This is a genomic window from bacterium (assembly GCA_035559435.1).
Lineage (GTDB): Bacteria > Zixibacteria > MSB-5A5 > WJJR01 > WJJR01 > JACQFV01.
Genome location: DATMBC010000080.1, coordinates 1 through 16,941, shown reverse-complemented (window position 1 = coordinate 16,941; position 16,941 = coordinate 1). Strand labels below are relative to the sequence as shown.

The 16,941-nt window shown below is 62.5% G+C and carries 17 protein-coding genes; 9 read left to right on the top strand and 8 right to left on the bottom strand.

What is annotated here, in order from left to right; translation table 11 throughout:
* Positions 1-294: 294 nt before the first annotated feature.
* Both VNN55_09885 and VNN55_09880 read right to left on the bottom strand, forming a co-directional pair.
* Positions 295-2,715, bottom strand: coding sequence for a vitamin B12-dependent ribonucleotide reductase (locus tag VNN55_09885; GenBank protein HWO57865.1), 2,421 nt, complete (start codon positions 2,713-2,715; stop codon positions 295-297).
* A gap of 1,062 nt (positions 2,716-3,777) precedes the next feature.
* A complete protein-coding gene (locus tag VNN55_09880; protein ID HWO57864.1) occupies positions 3,778-4,134 on the bottom strand; it encodes a hypothetical protein in 357 nt (118 codons plus the stop codon).
* A 455-nt stretch (positions 4,135-4,589) separates the two neighbouring features.
* On the opposite strand from VNN55_09880, the gene VNN55_09875 reads away from it, so the two are divergent.
* Positions 4,590-5,030, top strand: a complete 441-nt coding sequence (locus tag VNN55_09875; protein HWO57863.1) for a hypothetical protein — start codon at positions 4,590-4,592, stop codon at positions 5,028-5,030.
* 5 nt (positions 5,031-5,035) lie between these two features.
* On the opposite strand, the gene VNN55_09870 is transcribed toward VNN55_09875, so the two are convergent.
* A complete protein-coding gene (locus tag VNN55_09870) occupies positions 5,036-6,382 on the bottom strand; it encodes a hypothetical protein (protein ID HWO57862.1) in 1,347 nt (448 codons plus the stop codon).
* 193 nt (positions 6,383-6,575) lie between these two features.
* Positions 6,576-7,790, bottom strand: coding sequence for a TIGR00300 family protein (locus tag VNN55_09865; protein HWO57861.1), 1,215 nt, complete (start codon positions 7,788-7,790; stop codon positions 6,576-6,578).
* 119 nt (positions 7,791-7,909) lie between these two features.
* On the opposite strand from VNN55_09865, the gene VNN55_09860 reads away from it, so the two are divergent.
* Both VNN55_09860 and VNN55_09855 read left to right on the top strand, forming a co-directional pair.
* Positions 7,910-8,584, top strand: a complete 675-nt coding sequence (locus VNN55_09860; GenBank protein ID HWO57860.1) for a hypothetical protein — start codon at positions 7,910-7,912, stop codon at positions 8,582-8,584.
* Complete coding sequence (locus VNN55_09855; protein HWO57859.1) at positions 8,565-9,338, top strand: hypothetical protein; 774 nt, start codon at positions 8,565-8,567, stop codon at positions 9,336-9,338. The genes VNN55_09860 and VNN55_09855 overlap by 20 nt, the downstream gene beginning before the upstream one ends.
* 92 nt (positions 9,339-9,430) lie before the next feature.
* Here the strand turns inward: VNN55_09855 and VNN55_09850 are convergent, their stop codons facing one another.
* The 3 genes from VNN55_09850 to VNN55_09840 all read right to left on the bottom strand — a co-directional run bounded on the left by VNN55_09850 (position 9,431) and on the right by VNN55_09840 (position 11,335).
* A complete protein-coding gene (locus VNN55_09850) occupies positions 9,431-10,135 on the bottom strand; it encodes an SDR family NAD(P)-dependent oxidoreductase (GenBank protein ID HWO57858.1) in 705 nt (234 codons plus the stop codon).
* 350 nt (positions 10,136-10,485) lie between these two features.
* On the bottom strand, positions 10,486-10,914 hold the full coding sequence (locus VNN55_09845; GenBank protein HWO57857.1) for a hypothetical protein: 429 nt from the start codon (positions 10,912-10,914) through the stop codon (positions 10,486-10,488).
* Between the two features lie 133 nt (positions 10,915-11,047).
* On the bottom strand, positions 11,048-11,335 hold the full coding sequence (locus VNN55_09840; protein HWO57856.1) for a hypothetical protein: 288 nt from the start codon (positions 11,333-11,335) through the stop codon (positions 11,048-11,050).
* A 102-nt stretch (positions 11,336-11,437) separates the two neighbouring features.
* Between VNN55_09840 and VNN55_09835 the strand changes: the two genes are divergently transcribed.
* The 6 genes from VNN55_09835 (at position 11,438) to panB (ending at position 15,963) form a co-directional block, all read left to right on the top strand.
* Positions 11,438-12,181, top strand: coding sequence for a class II aldolase/adducin family protein (locus tag VNN55_09835; protein HWO57855.1), 744 nt, complete (start codon positions 11,438-11,440; stop codon positions 12,179-12,181).
* Positions 12,182-12,184: 3 nt separating this feature from the next.
* On the top strand, positions 12,185-13,411 hold the full coding sequence (locus VNN55_09830) for an aminotransferase class I/II-fold pyridoxal phosphate-dependent enzyme (protein HWO57854.1): 1,227 nt from the start codon (positions 12,185-12,187) through the stop codon (positions 13,409-13,411).
* 8 nt (positions 13,412-13,419) lie between these two features.
* Positions 13,420-13,812 (top strand): dihydroneopterin aldolase, encoded by a 393-nt coding sequence (gene folB, locus VNN55_09825; protein ID HWO57853.1) that lies wholly within the window; start codon positions 13,420-13,422, stop codon positions 13,810-13,812.
* Positions 13,809-14,381 carry a 2-amino-4-hydroxy-6-hydroxymethyldihydropteridine diphosphokinase gene (gene folK, locus VNN55_09820; GenBank protein ID HWO57852.1) on the top strand — a complete coding sequence of 191 codons (573 nt, stop codon included), beginning with the start codon at positions 13,809-13,811 and terminating at the stop codon, positions 14,379-14,381. The genes folB and folK overlap by 4 nt, the downstream gene beginning before the upstream one ends.
* A gap of 9 nt (positions 14,382-14,390) precedes the next feature.
* Positions 14,391-15,038: a hypothetical protein gene (locus tag VNN55_09815; protein ID HWO57851.1), complete on the top strand. Its 648-nt coding sequence runs from the start codon at positions 14,391-14,393 to the stop codon at positions 15,036-15,038.
* Between the two features lie 64 nt (positions 15,039-15,102).
* Positions 15,103-15,963 carry a 3-methyl-2-oxobutanoate hydroxymethyltransferase gene (gene panB, locus VNN55_09810; GenBank protein HWO57850.1) on the top strand — a complete coding sequence of 287 codons (861 nt, stop codon included), beginning with the start codon at positions 15,103-15,105 and terminating at the stop codon, positions 15,961-15,963.
* 178 nt (positions 15,964-16,141) lie between these two features.
* Here the strand turns inward: panB and VNN55_09805 are convergent.
* Positions 16,142-16,941, bottom strand: an 800-nt coding sequence (locus VNN55_09805; protein ID HWO57849.1) for a DMT family transporter, incomplete at its 5' end; no start/stop codon positions are given.

Below are 16,941 nucleotides of genomic sequence, written 5' to 3'. Positions count from 1 at the left end.
GGAGAGGAATCTGCTTTCTCCCGCGCGGCGCGGTCAGCCTGAGCTGCGATGTCCAGCGCAATGAGCGGGAGGGCGAGGCTTCTGCCGGGCCTGCTCTCCTCGCGCAGGAGCACTACGCTTCAGTCACTGCCCCGAACGCACGACAGGACACAGCTCAAGGGCCGCTTCGACGATGCTCGGACTCTACGCTCTTTGTCCGGCGCGTGTGCCTAAAACCAAAACCCCCGCGGGGGGAGCGCGGGGGGTTTGGAAATTGACTGTCCACGGACGGTCGGCCCAGTGGTCGCAGTCGTTCTAGCACTGGGAATATCCGCAACCGCGGCACAGGACGCAACCTTCTTCGTGCTCCAGCATCCCGCCGCAATCCGGACAATGTTCCTTGGAAATGTCGCGCGTGTCGCCGCGGCCGTTGCCTTTCTTGCCACCGGAGTGGACGAAATGGTCCGACAACACCTTGGCAATGGCATCCGGAATGGAAAAAACGAGTCCGCGGCGCTCAAAAACCGGCTGCGAGCCGCCAATTCCCTGCAATTGGCGCACAATTTGCAGGAGCGGAATCCCCGACCGCAGCGCCAGGGAAATCAGCCGGCAGATCGCCTCGGTGTCGGCCATGGTCGAATACCCCGACTTGCCGATCGAGGCAAAGACCTCAAACGGACGGCCGTTGTGCATGTTGACGGTAATGTAGAGGTTCCCGTACCCGGTCTTGATCTTCTCGGTGAACCCGGTGAGCGTTTCGGGACGGTCTTCGGGCTCGGGGTAACTGGCGCCCTGCGTCGCGCGCGGCGCGGCGGCCGGCTTCGCCGTTTCGGTGGACACCGCCGGCGGCACCGACTGGATATCGCACGGTTCGGGACCAAGCAGGCCCTTCATCTGCTCCACCTCGCTCAACTCCTTTTTCGATGTGAATGCCCCCACCTGCTCGGTCGTGCGCGCCTTTTCGGGCGTAGCGCCGGTGGACAGCACCTGCCCCGGACGGGATCCATCGCGGTAGATGGTCACGCCCTTGCAGCGCGAACGGAACGCCTGCCAGTACGCCGTCTGCACATCGTCGCGCGTCGCATTCTGCGGCATGTTGATCGTCTTCGACACCGCCGAATCGCAGTGCTTCTGGAAGACCGCCTGCATGCGGATGTGCGACTCGGGCGCGATGTCGGCCGCGGTCACGAACACATCCTTCACATCCTCGGGAATCTCGTCGAAGTCGCGGATCGAATTGGCATTGGCGATCCGCTCCATCAACTCCTGCGAGTAGAACCCGCGCTCCTTGGCCACCTGCTCGAACAGCGGGTTGACATCGACCAGGCGCGTGCCCTCCATCACGTTGCGCACAAACGAGATCGCATAGAACGGCTCGATCCCCGAGGAGCAGCCGGCGATGATCGAAATCGTCCCCGTCGGCGCCACCGTGGTCACGGTGCAGTTGCGCATCGCAATCCCCTCGTCGGCGTAGATCGATCCCTCCCAGTTCGGGAACTTGCCGCGGGTGGCCGCCAGATCCGAGGAATGCAGACGCGCCTCGGACTGCACGTGCGCCATCACCTTGTCGCCCAGCTCGAAGGCTTCTTCGGAGTCGTAGCGCACACCAAGCCGGGCCAGCATATCGGCCCAGCCCATGACCCCCAGCCCGATGCGGCGGTTGCGACGGGTCTGCTCGGCAATCTCCGGAATCGGGTACTTGTTGGCATCAATCACGTTATCGAGGAAATGCACGCCCATGTGCACCAATTGGGTCAGCTTGTCCCAATCGATGCCTTCGGCCGGACGGCGCCGGTCATAGGTGTGCGGCAGCTCATCCTTCACCACTCTGCCCAGATTGATCGAGGCCAGGTTGCAGGAGTCATAGGGCGGCAACGGCTGCTCGCCGCAGGGATTGGTCGCCTCGATCTCCTCGATGCGATGGGTCGGGTTGCCCTGGTTCATCCGGTCGATGAACACCACCCCCGGCTCGCCGGTGCGCCAGGCGTGCTCGACAATCGAGTTGAACACCTTGCGCGCATCGAGCGTCACCGGCTGGCCGTCCTTGATGTAGGGCCGACGGGTGCGCGGGTCATAGAGGTTGTAGGGGACCCCGCGCTCGACCGCCTCCATGAACTCGTCGGTGACCGCCACCGAGATGTTGAAGTTCGTCACTTGCGTCAGGTCGTCTTTGCAGGCGATGAACTCCTCGATGTCGGGATGGTCGACACGCAGAATGCCCATGTTGGCGCCGCGGCGTGTCCCGCCCTGCTTGACCGCCTCGGTGGCGGCGTTGAACACCTTCATGAACGACACCGGCCCGGAGGCGACACCGGAGGTTGAGGCCACCACGGAGTTGCGCGGACGCAACCGCGAGAAGGCAAACCCGGTCCCGCCGCCGGACTTGTGGATCAGCGCGGCGTTCTTGATCGATTCGAAGATTTCTTCCATCGAGTCGCCGACCGGCAACACAAAACAGGCCGACAACTGCCCCAACGGACGCCCGGCATTCATCAGCGTCGGCGAGTTCGGCATGAACTCGCAGGCGGCCATCGCCCGGTAGAATCGCTCGGCGGTCCGTTTCACTTCCGCCTCACTGGCGCCGTAATTGGCGTCGGCAGCGGCAATCGCATTGGCGACACGCCAGAACAGCTCGGTCGGCGTCTCGACAATGCGGCCATCCCCATCCTTGATGAGATAGCGGCGCTCCAGCACCCGTACGGCGTTTTCGGCCAGCATCGGTGTTTGCTCGAACATCTGACCCTCCGACGTATCTACAACAGAGATACGCTCCCCGTCCCGCCCAAAAGACGAGACATTTACTTACTCTAGTTTTAATTCTGTTGAATTAGGCGCACCCCAACGAGCCCCTTGCGCCTTTTAACGGTCTGAATTCACCCCGGAAAGTCCTCAGGGAAAGGCACATCAACCCTGCCTGAGCGCGCCAAGCCCTCTCCCTAGCCGTCGGCGCCTCGGGGTAAGTCCAATTATCGAATTATCACGATAGGGACCGCGATGCGGTCCCGACCCTCGCTCTTTACTGATTCGCTTCGGCTCGGACTCTCCCATGAACTCCGAGTCAACGTTCTGTAGCCACATTATCCATGGTGGATATATCTGTCAATCAGATTTCGTTCACATGGCCCACAAAAATCACAATATATTGTGGTTTAATGGTTTCCAAACACATCCAGTTGTTACCGTTATCACATGCAGACGTGTCCATTGCCTACGAACTATCACAACGTGTTGTCGTTCACCGGGATTGCGCCAGAGGATTTCGAAGCGTGGTTCAAGAGTCTTAACGGCAAGGTAGCAGTGCTTACGACTCCGCAGGGCGTGCTTTGACATTTGATTCTCAGTTTCCCCGACCGAGCTCGGGACAAAACGGCCAGCGGTTCACCGCACCACTTCAACCTTCCACTTTTGGTCGTACGCTAGCCCTGGCCGGGGAGTGACCTCTTGCGCGCTCGCGAATAGTGAGTACATTTACCTTGAAGCACCAAAGGTCATAATTCGCCCGCGGGGCCTTGTTGGGAAGAAACTGAATTCCCAGCGGGCCCCGCCGGGCAACGGGTCTAACGGACTACCCTACGCAGACGTGCGCACTCTTGGCACAGCGGTTTGCCGCCAGTCCCCCTCCGAAAGTTCTCGGATTCGATGTTGTTGCCAGTGTTGCACTCCGTGTTGTTATGATGAACCGGTTGCTTTACCGAATGCCAAGGTTGAATTACAGCCATATGTCTTATTCACCTCCATGACGGACGTCCCGTCACCAGACCTTTGATGGTTTCGTGTGCCAATGACGCGTATGGCAATTCACGCCCAGATCCGATCGCTGCAATCAGGACATTGCCAGCCGCGATACAGCGATGCCACCGGGTGTGACTGGTTGCCGGAGGGATGCAGGTGGTGGAAGATGTGGCACTCTTCCAGGAAAGCTTGCCATGGCGTCTCGGTGAAAGCGAACATGAATTCCGGGTGCGTCCCGATCCATTCGCTGATACGATCGGCTAGGTTGGTGTCAGACCTGCCGACGTATTCCACATGGAAGCTGCCTGACTCGCGGCTTGACTCGCCGAGCACGAACACACCCGGCCAAGACTCATCTCGGAGCCACTCCACCGCCTTAAGGGTGAGCGTGTACGGTCCTCTGTAGCTGATCACATGCAACATGCGTACTCCTCCCTGGATAGGAAGTCCTACCCTTGCCCCCTTCAGACACGGTCTTCGCTGAGATTCAGTGCTCCGGCGGGTGCCCTTCGCCCGCCAGCGGTCCCTTATTGTGGGGCCAGATTATCGGGGTGTAAGGTAGGTGTCAATCACAAAAACCCGCCAAATTGCAAAAAAACCACAATATGTTGTGCCAAGCCGTTATGCTGGCCACGTCATCTTGTGACACACGTAACGTACTCGGCGTTATTCGTCCAAATCCACCTCACTCGCTGATGTAAGCTATTGTCTATCAATGTCTTGATTAGTCGAATCCTTGCGTCTGGCGGGATTCGGCCTCATTTGGACAACACATTCGCCGAGATCCAGTCTCCCGGACAAGGCGGTGTCGGCCAGGGGCGGGCGAATCCATCCGCAGACCTGTCACTTTAAACGGGATTTGTGCTTTGCGGGCGAGGATGCCGTGGCCGCTGCCGATAACTACCAATGGCGCGATCGCCCATCCGGTGACCGTGCGCCTGTCAAAGGACAACATGAGCGAAGCAGCCGCGAAAATCTGCCCCGGATGCGGGGCCGCCTTCACCGTCGAAGATTTGATCGAAAGTCCCGAAGTCGAACCGGTCGGCATCCAGTTTGTCGACACGAAACTTCTACACAACGTCTACTACTTTAATCATCGTGTTGCCCAATGCGGCACGACCTTCGTGGTCGCCGTGGAGTTGTTTACTCCCTTCCTGCAGGAAGAGCCGGCCCCAGAGAGTCTGGCCGGCACCGACCTCTGCGAGAACCACTGCCGCAATCTCGACGATCAATCGGAGTGCCAACAGGGGTGCCGCTACGCCTCCCACCGGCGGTTTCTGCACGTCATGAAGCAGAAGCGCGTGCCGGTGGCGCTGTAGGACCTCTACTCGTCGGGTGAGAGAACGGGTTCGGCGAGCGCCGGCTCCACCACCGCGGTGTCTGCCGCCTTCAGCGTCGCCGAACTGACAAACGCCGCGCCGACACTGGTCATCAGCAGTTTCTTGTCCCACACCAAACCGCTGCCCGCCTCGGTGTAGGTGCCGGCGCGCAGGTAGATCACGCTGCCCGACGGGGCGGCGTCGACCGCGCTGGTCACATTGGGAATGGGGAATGAGCACGTGCCGATCGGAACAATGTTGACCGGCCCGACAAAGATCATGTCGCCGCCGATGCAGGCCTCGTTGATCGGTGTCGGTTGCGGGCAGTGATCCTGGATGTCCTTGCGGTAGCGCATCACCTCGTCATAGCTGATGCAGGGAGTGCAGGGACGATCCTCCAGCGCCGCCTTGTTGGCGGTGACGGTGACATCCTCGATGTTGGCCCACTCGTTGTAGTCGAAGACTATGTCGTCGCCGGCGGGCAGGCCGCACCAGGTGCCGCCACCGCCGGGATTGTTGTAGGCGCCGTCGAGGTCGCGTGAAAACGAACCGGCAATGGCGCCATCGCAGTTCCAGTCGATCTGAATCATCCGGTTGCCGGCGGTCTCGCTGAGCGCGGTCTCATTGAGCGCGCACATGCGACCATCGGAGTAGTCGAGGTTCTTGAAGAGGTTCACCCCGGGCACAGTCAGCCCGTGGCATTCGAGATTGTTGCGCACTCCCTCCAATTGAAAGTAGTAACTCATGACGCTGGGCAGGACAAACTGCCCCGGCCCCACCGAGTCGCCGTTCATCGACCCCGAATGCGACAGCCCCAGGTTGTGCCCCAGCTCATGCACGAAAGTCCCGGCGCGGTCCCAGGGCGTTCCGACCTGGTTGGAGAAACTGCCGAGCGTGACCACAAAGTCATCCGCCAGCCCCTCCGCCAGCCCGGAACTGCCGGTGGTCGAGCCGTTCAATTGGTACTGGTGGCCGAAGATGCAATAGTGCCAGCCGCCGCCGCTGTTGTCGAAGTATGTCTGCTTGTAGGAATCAAAGCTGTTGGTCCCGACCCAGCCGAAGATCGTCTTGGGATTGTTCGGATTCTGCGGCAGGACGTTGACGTGCGGGATCTCATCATCGATGATGACATTGAGCATGATCCCGCGGCAGGCGAACATTTGCACGCCGGCGTCGATCTCCGACTGGTTGGGACGATGCGTATGCAGGATATTGTTGTTGTTGTCGCGCAGGACCATGTAGTCGATTTCGACATTGATCTGCGTCGGCACCGCGGCCCGCGCCGGCCCTATCGGCGAGAAGACCGTCACCAACAACAGACACCCGCCCAACACAGGGGTACGATACGGCATGGAATACCTCGCTTGAGAGTCGGAGAGGGGAAGTCACTCCGCGCAATCAGGAGAAATATAGTCAATGTTGCCGCCGTCGTCAAGCCAGAGCATCGAATGCTCCGGTGACCGCGAATTCCTGCAACTGGCGATCCTCCATAACCCGTGAGCGAAGCGCGCTGAGTCCGGCTGTGCTTTGTGCGGCGATCCGGCGCTATTTCGTTCGCAGTTGATCCGCCAGCAGGTGCAGGAACAGTCCCACGTCGGTCACGCAGCCGATCGCCTGGTGCGAGCCGCGGTCGGCCAGTTTAGTGACGACCGAGGGGTTGATGTCGACGCAGACGGTCTTTACCCACGAGGGCAGCATGTTGCCCACACCGATCGAATGCAGCATTGAAGAGAGCATCAGGACAATCTCGGCGCCCTCGAGATGCTTCGCGTAGGCCTCCTGGGCCGCGTTCATGTCGGTGATGACATCGGGCAGCGGGCCATCATCGCGGATCGACCCGGCCAGCACATAGGGGACCTTGTGTTTAATCAGGGCGTGCATGAGGCCCGCGCGCAGCACCCCCTTGCGCACCGCCCGTTTCAGGTCGCCGGCCAGACGGATCGCATTGATGGCGCGCATGTGATGCTGGTGGCCGTGCTCAACCGGCACGCCGGTGTCGGTGTTGATCCCCAGCGAGGTGCCATAGAGAGCGCGCTCGACATCATGCACCGCCAGCGCGTTGCCGGCCAGGAGGGCGTCGACCCAGCCACCGGCGATGATGCGCGACAGCGGCTCGACACCGCCGGTGTGGATCACCACCGGCCCGGCCACGACGATCAATTTGCCTTCGCGTTCGCGGATCCAGCGGGTGAGGTGGCTCACCACCCACTCGACCTTCTTTTCCGATGACACGTCGCTGGCCATGAAGCCGAAATCCGAACGGGCGCGGTCCTTGAATTCCGGGATGATGCGAATGCCGTCATGCCCGCAGACGATCCACTCCCCCTTTTTCACATCGCGCAGCTTGCGGCATTCGGCATGCCGCCCGTCTGCCGACACGACCACGCAGGCATCCATCCGCTGACGCGCCACCCGTCGCCAGCGGCCGGCCAGATGGATTTCGGTCGCATGGTTGGTTGTGGAATAGAACCCCTCGGGCGCGGCGCCGTCCTTGGGCGCCCGCTTGAGCGCCAGACGCGCCACCGTGTCCGTGTAAAAACCGAGATCGACCAGATTGTTGATCACCGCGTGCAGCGTTCTCTCGCTGTCGGCGCTCACTTCCAACGCCACGCGGCTGACCTCGGTGTTGGTCGCCCCCAGTTTGAATTCGCGCACGGTGAAGGTGCCGCCGCGGCGGACAATCTGATCCATCGCCTCGGACAGGGTGCCGGAATCGACCAGGTGGCCTTCGGCTTTGACGGTCGTCGAAAATCGGCTCATGGGGGCATTCTCTCCGGCTAAACCTTGGCTGAAATAGTTCGATAAACTGGATATGGGGGCGCAGGGCGCCCCGAAGTCCATCGGGCGTCGCAAGATAGCGTCCGTCACCCGGGAGAGCAATGGAAGCGGTCGATTACATCCCGCCCGGACAACTGGGCCATCACAAACACGGGGACAAGGTCCTGCAGGTGCAGACCGAATACGCCACCCGTCCGCGTCCCCGCATCACCTCCTCGGTGGTCGTCGACGGCCGCATCGTTCACAAAAACGACCGCGAGTGGTCCGACGATCTGGCTGTGCCCGAAAACCGCGAACGGCTGGAAGCCACCATCGTCGAGCAACACAGGGCGACCATGACGCTGGTGGCCGAGCGCGCCGCCGAGTTCACCAGCGGACAAGCCACGGTCACCGTGCCGTCGCAGGCCGGCTACGAGACCCCAACCTTCCGCGACACGATCGAGGAAGTCCTGCGCACGGTGCCCTACATCATGGCCTTCTGCGAATTCGATAACGAAGGCAAGGTCGTCTACCGCGCCCAGTTCCGCGACATGGTCGGCGAGTGGGACCGCGAGTTCGAAGCGCTCTCGCAGATTGTCTTCGGCATGCCGGCGGTGATCCGTGTCGGCGAGTTCCGGCAGGGGATCGTCTACTTCGGCGCTGAAAACCTGATCACCGCGCGGATCAAGGGACGCGCCTTCGGGATCATGACCGATCCCGAGGCCACCGTGGAACACCTCCGCCGCGATTTCCCCGAGTTCTTCGAGGCCGTCTACCATGCGACAGATCCTGTCTGACATCCGCGCCCTGTCGGGCGTGACCGGCGTGGCGGTGATCGCCAAACGCACCGGGAAGATCGAGCACCTGTTCCCGGCCGCCTTCAGCGACCGGCACACGCAGTACCTGCGCGACCTGGTTTCGAACACCTACCAGCGCCTGCGCGGCTTCACCCGTCTGGCGCTGCGCTTTGAGCGCGTGGTCGTGCAACTGTACAATCAGCCCGAGTTTCTGCTGTTCCTTACCACTCTGCCCGACACCGATACGCGTCAGTGCGAGCAGGTGGTCAATTCCAAGCTGGGCTCGATCGCCCGCGCGCTGGCGCAGGGGGGCGACGCGGCCGCACCGGCCGGCAGCCAGCGCGGCGGCGCCTCCACCCGAACCGCCGCCAACGGCGCTGAACCCATTCTGCGCCTGGTGACCGCCTGCGGCGCATTGACCGACCAACTGGCCGATTCGCGCGGACGGCTCCGTCTGGCCAACGACTGGCGCAAGGCCCGTGAAGCGGCCAACACCAACGGCGCCCTCGACGCCATCATGGTCGATGCCGCCGGGCGCTTGCAGGTGCGCAAGGGTCAAACGCTCGCCGGCAACGCCGCCACCATGCAGGCCATCGCCGCGATGATCGACGCGTTCCTCGAAACCCTCGAAACCCAGCGCCCGCTGGCCGAAGAGGAATTCTATGTCCTCCTGCGCCCACACCACGACTTGTTGGAGCAGGCCGGCTTCTTCATGTATCTGGAACACCGCGAACGCGGCCAATCCGCGCGTTAGGGCACAGATCCTTCGAGCACGATGCCTCGTCGCGGGCGATCAATCGCCGGCGGAAACGCGCCCGTTACGGTCATCCGCGGACCGCGGCGGCGTCACCACGGAATCTCTTTCTTATCCCGCCAGAACTTGCCGGTCGGCCCATCCTCCGGCAGTGTGGCCAGCCAGATGATGGTTTCGGCGCCCTTGACCACACTCCGTGTCGCCCTCGGTCCACCCATGCGCGTGCGCACCCACCCGGGGCAGAGCGCGTTGATCTTGATGTGAGGCCCCGCCGCCTCCGCCAGTTTGAACGTGAGGGCGTTCATTGCCGCTTTTGAAATGCAGTACGCCGCCGGTCCCTCCAGCCCTTCGCCAAAGGAGCCGGAGCCGGAGGAGACATTGACAATCCGTCCGTACTTCCGCCTCTGCATTCCCCGGATGAGGGCGCGCGACAGGCGCAACGGCCCGAAGAAGTGCGTCTCCAGGGTCTCGCGGAAATGCGCCTCCGGCGAGCTGAGCGCGGTGCCCTGCGGATAGACCCCGGCGTTGTTGACCAGCACATCGATCGCGATCCCCTGACGCTCCAGCCGGGCCAGCGCACGGTCGATGCTGCGCGGGTCGGTCACATCGAGGGTGATCAACGCCACCGGCAAGCCGCGTCGTTCCAGCTGGTCCATCGCCTTCTTGCCGAGGGTGGGATTGCGCGCCGCGAGGATGACATCCAGTCCCTTCCGGGCCAGCTGTGCGCACACCTCCAGTCCGATGCCGCGGTTGCCGCCGGTGACGAGGGCGGTCCGTTTGTCACTTGTCATGGCCATGACCTCTCGCTGTCTGTCCCATATTTCAGGCCATGATACATCGGTGTTACAAAACAAACCGCCCCGGTTTGCACCGGGGCGGCGGTGGCCAGTCGAGAGATTCGATTTGAAGAACGCCAACAACACAAATACGGTAAAGGCGGTTTAAAGCCGCATCGAGTTTTTTGTCCTCGCTACTCTGTTTGGCAGAGGTCACGGCAAGCGACTCAACCCGACTGGGGCAGCCTTCATTGGAACACTTGTAAAGGGTTCTTCAAATGCATCTCTCCGTCGGCCTCGCTTGCAATATAGATGCACGCATCGCAAAGGCAATGGCCAATTGCTGAAGAATAGTCGATGGAAAACGAAAATCAGAACAGGGTGGAATGGTCACTGGCGCGGGCAATTCTGTTATGCAGAATGACCAGAATCCATACGCACACGCCAATCGGCATCGAAGAGAATACCCAAGCCACGCCGGCCGCATACTGGTCAAAGGGGAACCTGACCCACGGCAACAGGGAAAACGCCGCAATCGTAGCCAGTGAGCCGACCCCGAAGCCGGTTGCGCCGATCCACATACGCCCGAAAAACTTTGCAAGGAAACCGGTGTAGCCGCCAAGATAGACGGCCAGCAAACCACCGATCAGACCGAGAAATCCCTGGTACTGCGGGGCAAAGGTCGTGCCAAGCGTGGGCCGCGGCGCATCAGCGAGACCACGGAATACTATGAGCCCGGTCGCGATCACGATCAACAGCACAACAAGATATCCGACGCCGCCCCACAACGCGATTTTCATTCTGCGTCCCATGGGTCCTCCTGTGATCAGCCTCAATACTCCAATGCTCTTACGGATGAGGTCGGTCGGGGTTTCCTCTTGTCGTCATCTCTCAAGTCGAGAAGCCGTTCCGCACGCGACGCGCTGTTGTTGGCTAATCCTTAAAGAGGTTATCGAAGTCATTCTTGGAATTCTTTGACTTCGAGGCCGGTCCAAAGCCGGCGGGACGGAAGTAGTCGCAGGCGTTGGCAGCTTCCTTGTCCGCCTGCAGATCGGCTTGCGGCTCGCGGCACTGATTCGGCGCGAACTCATCGAAGAATTGGCAGTTGCGGCAGCAACGCAGCCACGCCGCGCACTTTTCGCATTCCTGGCCGCGCGCAATCTTGCCGTCGAACTCATACGGTTCACCGCAACTCCAGCAATGGGGACGGCCAGTATCCATTCTGCCACAGACTAACGAATCTGCCCGACCGGGGTCAAGCCATCTGGCAATCCGCTGACAAAGCGATTGATTCACCCCGATGCGACCGTCTTAATTGTTGCGATGGTTCAAGTTGCAAGATCGACTTTTGCCCTGCGCCGCGAGATGGTCGACATCGGCCGTCGCCTCTACGACCGCGGGCTGGTGGTCGCCGCGGAGGGGAACCTGTCCGCCCGTCTGCCCGACGGCAACATCCTCATCACGCCGGCGGGATTCTGCAAAGGACGCATGAACCCTGAGGACATGGTTGTCATCACGCCCGAAGGGAAAAAGACCCAGGGCGGCAACCGCCCCAGCACCGAATACGGCATGCATCTGACCGTGATGCGCAGGCGCCCCGATGTCATGGCGGCGGTGCATGCCCATCCGCCGTATGCCACGGCCTTCGCCGTCGCCGGCATCCCGTTGGCCGATTGCATCCTTCCCGAAGTGGTGGCCACGCTCGGCGCCGTGCCGCTGGCCGAGTATGCCACGCCGTCGACCCCGCAGGTGGGCGCGTCGATCGAGGGATATCTCGATAAGTTCGATGCCTTTCTTTTGAAGAATCACGGCGTATTAACACTGGGGCCCGACCTGGAGTCGGCATTCCGTAAGATGGAGACCGTCGAGCGCTTCGCGATGATCGTGCATCTGGCCCGCAGCCTCGGCGCGGTGGATGAATTGACGTGCAAGCAGGTCGATGAACTCCTGGCCTTGTCGCAGAACCTGCACTCGCGGTTTGCCGGCGCCGCCGCTCCGGTCTGCGGACGCTGCCAAGTGGGTACCACGTCGGGGACGGACGGAAAATCGCCGGGATATGGCGGCTGAGTTGTGAGCATTGGACGACGCATCTTTCTGGATCGGACCGACCGTCTGCAGCGACTGGCGGTCCCCTCGCAGGACCTGGCACGCATCGCCGGGCGGTTACGCCGCCGTGGCGTCGAGATTATCGATCTGTCGCGTGTCGCCGTCGGCAATCCAATCAGCGCGATGGGAATTGATGTTGCCGGATGGCAACCGGCCACACCGGAGCAACTCGCCGCGCTGCGGGAGGCGGCCGCGCACTGGTACGAGCATCGTTTCGGCGTCACGCTCGACCCCGAATCCGAGATCACCTTCGTTCCCAATGCCGTCATCGGCATGACGCTGCTCTCGCTGTCGTTTGTCGAGGCGGGGGACATGGCGTTGCTGCCCGATCCGGGCGCGGCGTTTTACCGCGGCGCCATCGTGATGGCCGGCGGCGGCGCGGTTCCCTACCATTTGAGCGACGCCAACGCCTACCGCCCGCGTTTCGCCGCGCTGGCCGAACGGCTGGTCGGACGGACCCGGTTGATTGTGCTGTCCTATCCGCACAACCCCACCGCCGCCCAGGCCGATGATGCGTTGTTCGCCGAAGCGGTGGCCTTCGCGCGCAAGCACCAGACTCTGGTTGTCTCCGATGCCGCCTTTGCCTTCCCCTATGACGCGCAGACACGGCCCCCGTCGTTTCTGTCGGCGTCGTACGCCACCGGCGTCGGCGTCGAAATCGCCGCGCTCGACACCAATTTCGGCCGTTCTGACTTGCCGCTGGCGTTGTTGGCCGGCAATCGTGAGGCGGTCTCGGCGGTCGCCTTCCTGACCGAAGCGGGGCGCTGGTCGTTGCCGCAGGGAATGGTAAGCGCCGCCTGTCGGTTGCTGCTTCAGGGGGATGCGCCGATCCGCGCGCGGCTTGAGCGACTGGCGCCATCGCATCGCCTGCTCCGCGAGATGATGAGCGAACTGGACTGGGAGCCATCGGCGGCGACGATCTCCCCCTATCTCTGGGTGCGGGTGCGCGCCCGGGTGGGAGCCGAGGCCTTCTGCCGCCGGCTTTTGCGCCGCACCGGCGTCCTCGTTGCGCCGGGCACCGATTTCGGCGAAGGCGGCGAAGGGTACATCCGCGTCACCATTCCCGAGGACACGGCGCTGGCGCAGAAGGTCGTCGACCGCTGGCGCCGCCATGTCCGCATCTATCAGCGCCGCCTGCCGCGCCCGCGCCACATCGGCGCGCGTCTGCGCCGTCAACCCGAAGAGGAATAGGACCGCCTGTGGCCACCATCCGCCTGCACAACATGACCTTCTACGGCTACCACGGCGTCTCGAAGGCCGAACGCGAAACCGGGCGCCGTTTCGAGGTCGATTGCGAGCTGGACATCGACATCGCCCGCGCCGCCCGCAGTGACAAACTAGCCGACACCAAGAACTACACCCGCGTCTACGCGGTGGTGGAGGAGATTGTCGGGCGCAACCGCTTCAACCTCCTCGAGACCGTGGCCACACGAATCGCCACCAAGCTGCTCGCTGATTTCAAGCCGAAGCGGGTGGTCGTGCGGGTGCGCAAGCGCATCCCGCCGATTCCCGGCAACCTCGATTACATCGAAGTCGAATACGATTCGGCGCATGACAAGCCCGTCGCGCCCCGTCAGCGCAAAGGGTCATGATGGAGCCCGCCCACCCCTGCTTCCGGCCCAGCCGTGTCTTCGTCGGCGCCGGCTCCAATCTCGGCGACCGCATGGGATGCATCGCTGAAGCGGCGCACCGTCTGCAGGACACCGCCGGCATCCGCACACTGCGCTGTGCCCCGATCTACGAGACACGCCCGGTCGGACCGGCCGGACCGGACAACTTCTTCAACACCGTCTTCGCTCTGGAGGTCTGCCTCTCCCCGGTGCAATTGCTGGCGGTCCTGCAGGAGATCGAGATCGCGCTGGGGCGCTCCCCCGCTCCGGCCGGGGCAAAGGCCGGCGCACGGATCGGTGCGCGCACCATCGACCTCGACATCCTGCTGTATGATGATCTGGTCTTCCAGAACGATGCGCTGGTCGTGCCGCATCCCTTCATGCACCAGCGCGAGTTTGTTCTGCGCCCCCTCTGCGACCTGGACGCCGAACAAACCCATCCGGAGCTGGGGCTGTCGATGCGGGAACTGCTTGCGGCGCTGCCGCCGTCTGACCAGATTCTCGGCGTGGTGGCCGGCGCCTTGCCAACGACGTACGCGCCCCGGACCTGACCATTCCCGATGACCGCGCCTCCCAACCGCCGCCTCATCGCCATCGAGGGACTCCCCGGCTCGGGACACACCGAGTTTGCCCAATGGATCGGCGACCAGCCCGGCTGGTACGCCGCCTGCGCCGAGGAACCGGTGACGCTGGCCGGCGGACGCGCGTCGCATCTCTCGTCGCTCCTGCAGATTCTGATCGACCGCTACGATTGGGCGCATGGCCTGATCGGCACCGACCTGTTCCGCGAGCAGATTGTCACCGACTACATCTTCGAGACCCATCGACTCTGGGCCCGGGCGCTGTTGGCCGAGAAGGATTGGACGCTCTACCAGAAGATCGCCGCCGTGATTGTCCCGCCGCCGGTGACGCTGGACCTGGTTGTCTACCTGCAGGGACCGGAAGAAGACCTGGTGGAGACACTGCGTGCGCTGGACAAGAATGTCGATCCGGCGCGTTGGCGCGATCTGATCGCCTTCTTCAATCACCACTTCTTCGCGTATGACACCGCGCCGCTTCTGGTGGTGCGCACCGCCTCGACGTCCTGGCTGGCGTCGGACAAGGCCAAAAACGCCCTCTTCGAGCGGATTCTCGGCACACGCGGCGCCAAGACCTACCTCATGGGCGAGGCCGACTCCTGGGCCGGCGGCCAACCCACCGCCGATTGATTTACCCCCCGGCAAATCGTAGATTCCCCTCGTATTCCGGGTGCAGGAGGATGCGAGGCGGATCATGTCGACTGTATCACCGCGACAGGCGGGAATCGCCGCCGGCAAGGCAAAGGGCATGTTGAGCGACAAGCCGGTCACCGTGACCGATATCGTGCGCATGAAGAAAGCCGGGCATCCGATCGCGATGCTGACCGCCTATGATTATTTCACGGCGCGTTTCCTCGATGAATGCGGCCTGGACGGTGTCCTCGTCGGCGATTCGGCCAACATGGTCTTCTATGGCGAGGAGACCACGCTTTCGATCACGGTCGATCAGATGATCTACCATACCCGCGCCGTGGCGCGCGCGGTCCGGCATGCGCTGGTCATCGCCGACATGCCCTTTATGTCCTACCAGGTGAGTGCCGACGAGGCGTTGCGCAATGCCGGGCGTTTCCTCAAGGAAGCCGGAGCGGCCGCGGTCAAACTCGAGGGCGGGTTGCCCATGGCGCCGACGGTCAAGCGCCTAATCGAGGCCGGCATCCCGGTCATGGGCCACATCGGCTTGGTGCCGCAGTCGGTGCACCGGTTCGGCGGCTATTCGGTTCAGGGGAAATCCGATGAGGGGCGTCAGTACCTCATGGAGTCGGCGCAGGCGCTGGCCGAGGCCGGCTGCTTTTCCATCGTGCTGGAGAGTATTCCGGCGGGTCTGGCCGCGGAGATCAGCCAGGCCATCGAAATTCCCACCATCGGTATCGGCGCGGGAGTCGGATGCGACGGCCAAATCCTCGTCACCAATGATCTCCTTGGGCTCTTCCCCGATTTTCGTCCGAAGTTTGTGCGGCGGTATGCGGAGTTGTCGACGGCGATGAAGGACGCCTTCACGCGCTACCGCGACGATGTCCGCGCGCGCAGATTCCCCGGTCCGGACGAATCGTATTAGGCGCTACGCCTTTCTTCCCGCGACATTGGAAATTCAGACACTTGCTCCTGCGGTCCGGGCCCCCGCTTCCGCGGGGGCGATGTGGTATCTCCGCCGGTCGCGCACGAGGAATGGGCGTTGAAGTCTTGGTTTCCGCGTCAGCCAGTTTCCAGGTAGCGCACTCAGGCCCGATTCCCCGCTACGCCTCTTCCACCAACACGCGATTGCGCTCCAGGCGCAAGGTCCACACGACGCCAATCGCGATCGGAATGGCGCCGAGATACGCCCACGGGCTTGGAAATTCCGACAGGACCAGCGCGGCCAGGACGGTGGCTACCAGAGTCTCTCCGCCCAGGATCGTGGTCGCCACCGCATGCGCCGAAAACTCGCGCAATGATCGGTTGTAAAGCGTGTGCCCGATCACCGAGGGCCCCAATCCGGCGACGATGATCCAGAACCAGGATGTCTCCGGCAACCCGGACAGCGGCGTGTCGATAAGGACGGCGAAGAACCCCAGCGCGACAGCCGCGGTGCCATAGGCGACCAGCACATATCCAAGCGTCGAGACCGTACGGCGCACCTGGCGGCCGACCACCATGTAGGATGATGCCATGACGGCGCCGACCAACGCCAAAAGATCGCCTTTTGTCCCGCCCGGTTCAGGATTGCCGCCGGAAATGATGACAACACCGACCAACGCCAGGCCGATGGCCATGAAGGTCGCCGCATGCACGCGCTCGCGCAGGTACCAGATGCCGAGGAGCGCGGCCCAGATCGGCTGGGTGGTGACGATGATGACCGAATTGGCCACCGATGTGTAGTCCAACGAAGTGATCCAAGTCGCAAAATGCACCGCCAGCAGCACACCGGCGGCGACCGAACGCCAAAACGCCTGCTTATCAATGCCGACCAGGTCGCGTCCGCCGCGCGCAATCACAATCCCGCCGATGGCCAGCGTGGCGGTGACCATGCGGTAGAAGGCCACGGTGATCGGCGGGG

Bases quoted from the DNA above. Each gene is read 5' to 3' on its own strand.
- VNN55_09840 (HWO57856.1), bottom strand. From the start codon at position 11,335: ATGGATACTGGCCGTCCCCATTGCTGGAGTTGCGGTGAACCGTATGAG.
- VNN55_09870 (HWO57862.1), bottom strand. From the start codon at position 6,382: ATGCCGTATCGTACCCCTGTGTTGGGCGGGTGTCTGTTGTTGGTGACG.
- VNN55_09845 (HWO57857.1), bottom strand. From the start codon at position 10,914: ATGAAAATCGCGTTGTGGGGCGGCGTCGGATATCTTGTTGTGCTGTTG.
- VNN55_09865 (HWO57861.1), bottom strand. From the start codon at position 7,790: ATGAGCCGATTTTCGACGACCGTCAAAGCCGAAGGCCACCTGGTCGAT.
- VNN55_09835 (HWO57855.1), top strand. From the start codon at position 11,438: ATGGTTCAAGTTGCAAGATCGACTTTTGCCCTGCGCCGCGAGATGGTC.
- VNN55_09860 (HWO57860.1), top strand. From the start codon at position 7,910: ATGGAAGCGGTCGATTACATCCCGCCCGGACAACTGGGCCATCACAAA.
- VNN55_09880 (HWO57864.1), bottom strand. From the start codon at position 4,134: ATGTTGCATGTGATCAGCTACAGAGGACCGTACACGCTCACCCTTAAG.
- VNN55_09885 (HWO57865.1), bottom strand. From the start codon at position 2,715: ATGTTCGAGCAAACACCGATGCTGGCCGAAAACGCCGTACGGGTGCTG.
- VNN55_09875 (HWO57863.1), top strand. From the start codon at position 4,590: ATGCCGTGGCCGCTGCCGATAACTACCAATGGCGCGATCGCCCATCCG.
- VNN55_09815 (HWO57851.1), top strand. From the start codon at position 14,391: ATGACCGCGCCTCCCAACCGCCGCCTCATCGCCATCGAGGGACTCCCC.
- VNN55_09855 (HWO57859.1), top strand. From the start codon at position 8,565: ATGCGACAGATCCTGTCTGACATCCGCGCCCTGTCGGGCGTGACCGGC.
- folK (HWO57852.1), top strand. From the start codon at position 13,809: ATGATGGAGCCCGCCCACCCCTGCTTCCGGCCCAGCCGTGTCTTCGTC.
- panB (HWO57850.1), top strand. From the start codon at position 15,103: ATGTCGACTGTATCACCGCGACAGGCGGGAATCGCCGCCGGCAAGGCA.
- VNN55_09850 (HWO57858.1), bottom strand. From the start codon at position 10,135: ATGGCCATGACAAGTGACAAACGGACCGCCCTCGTCACCGGCGGCAAC.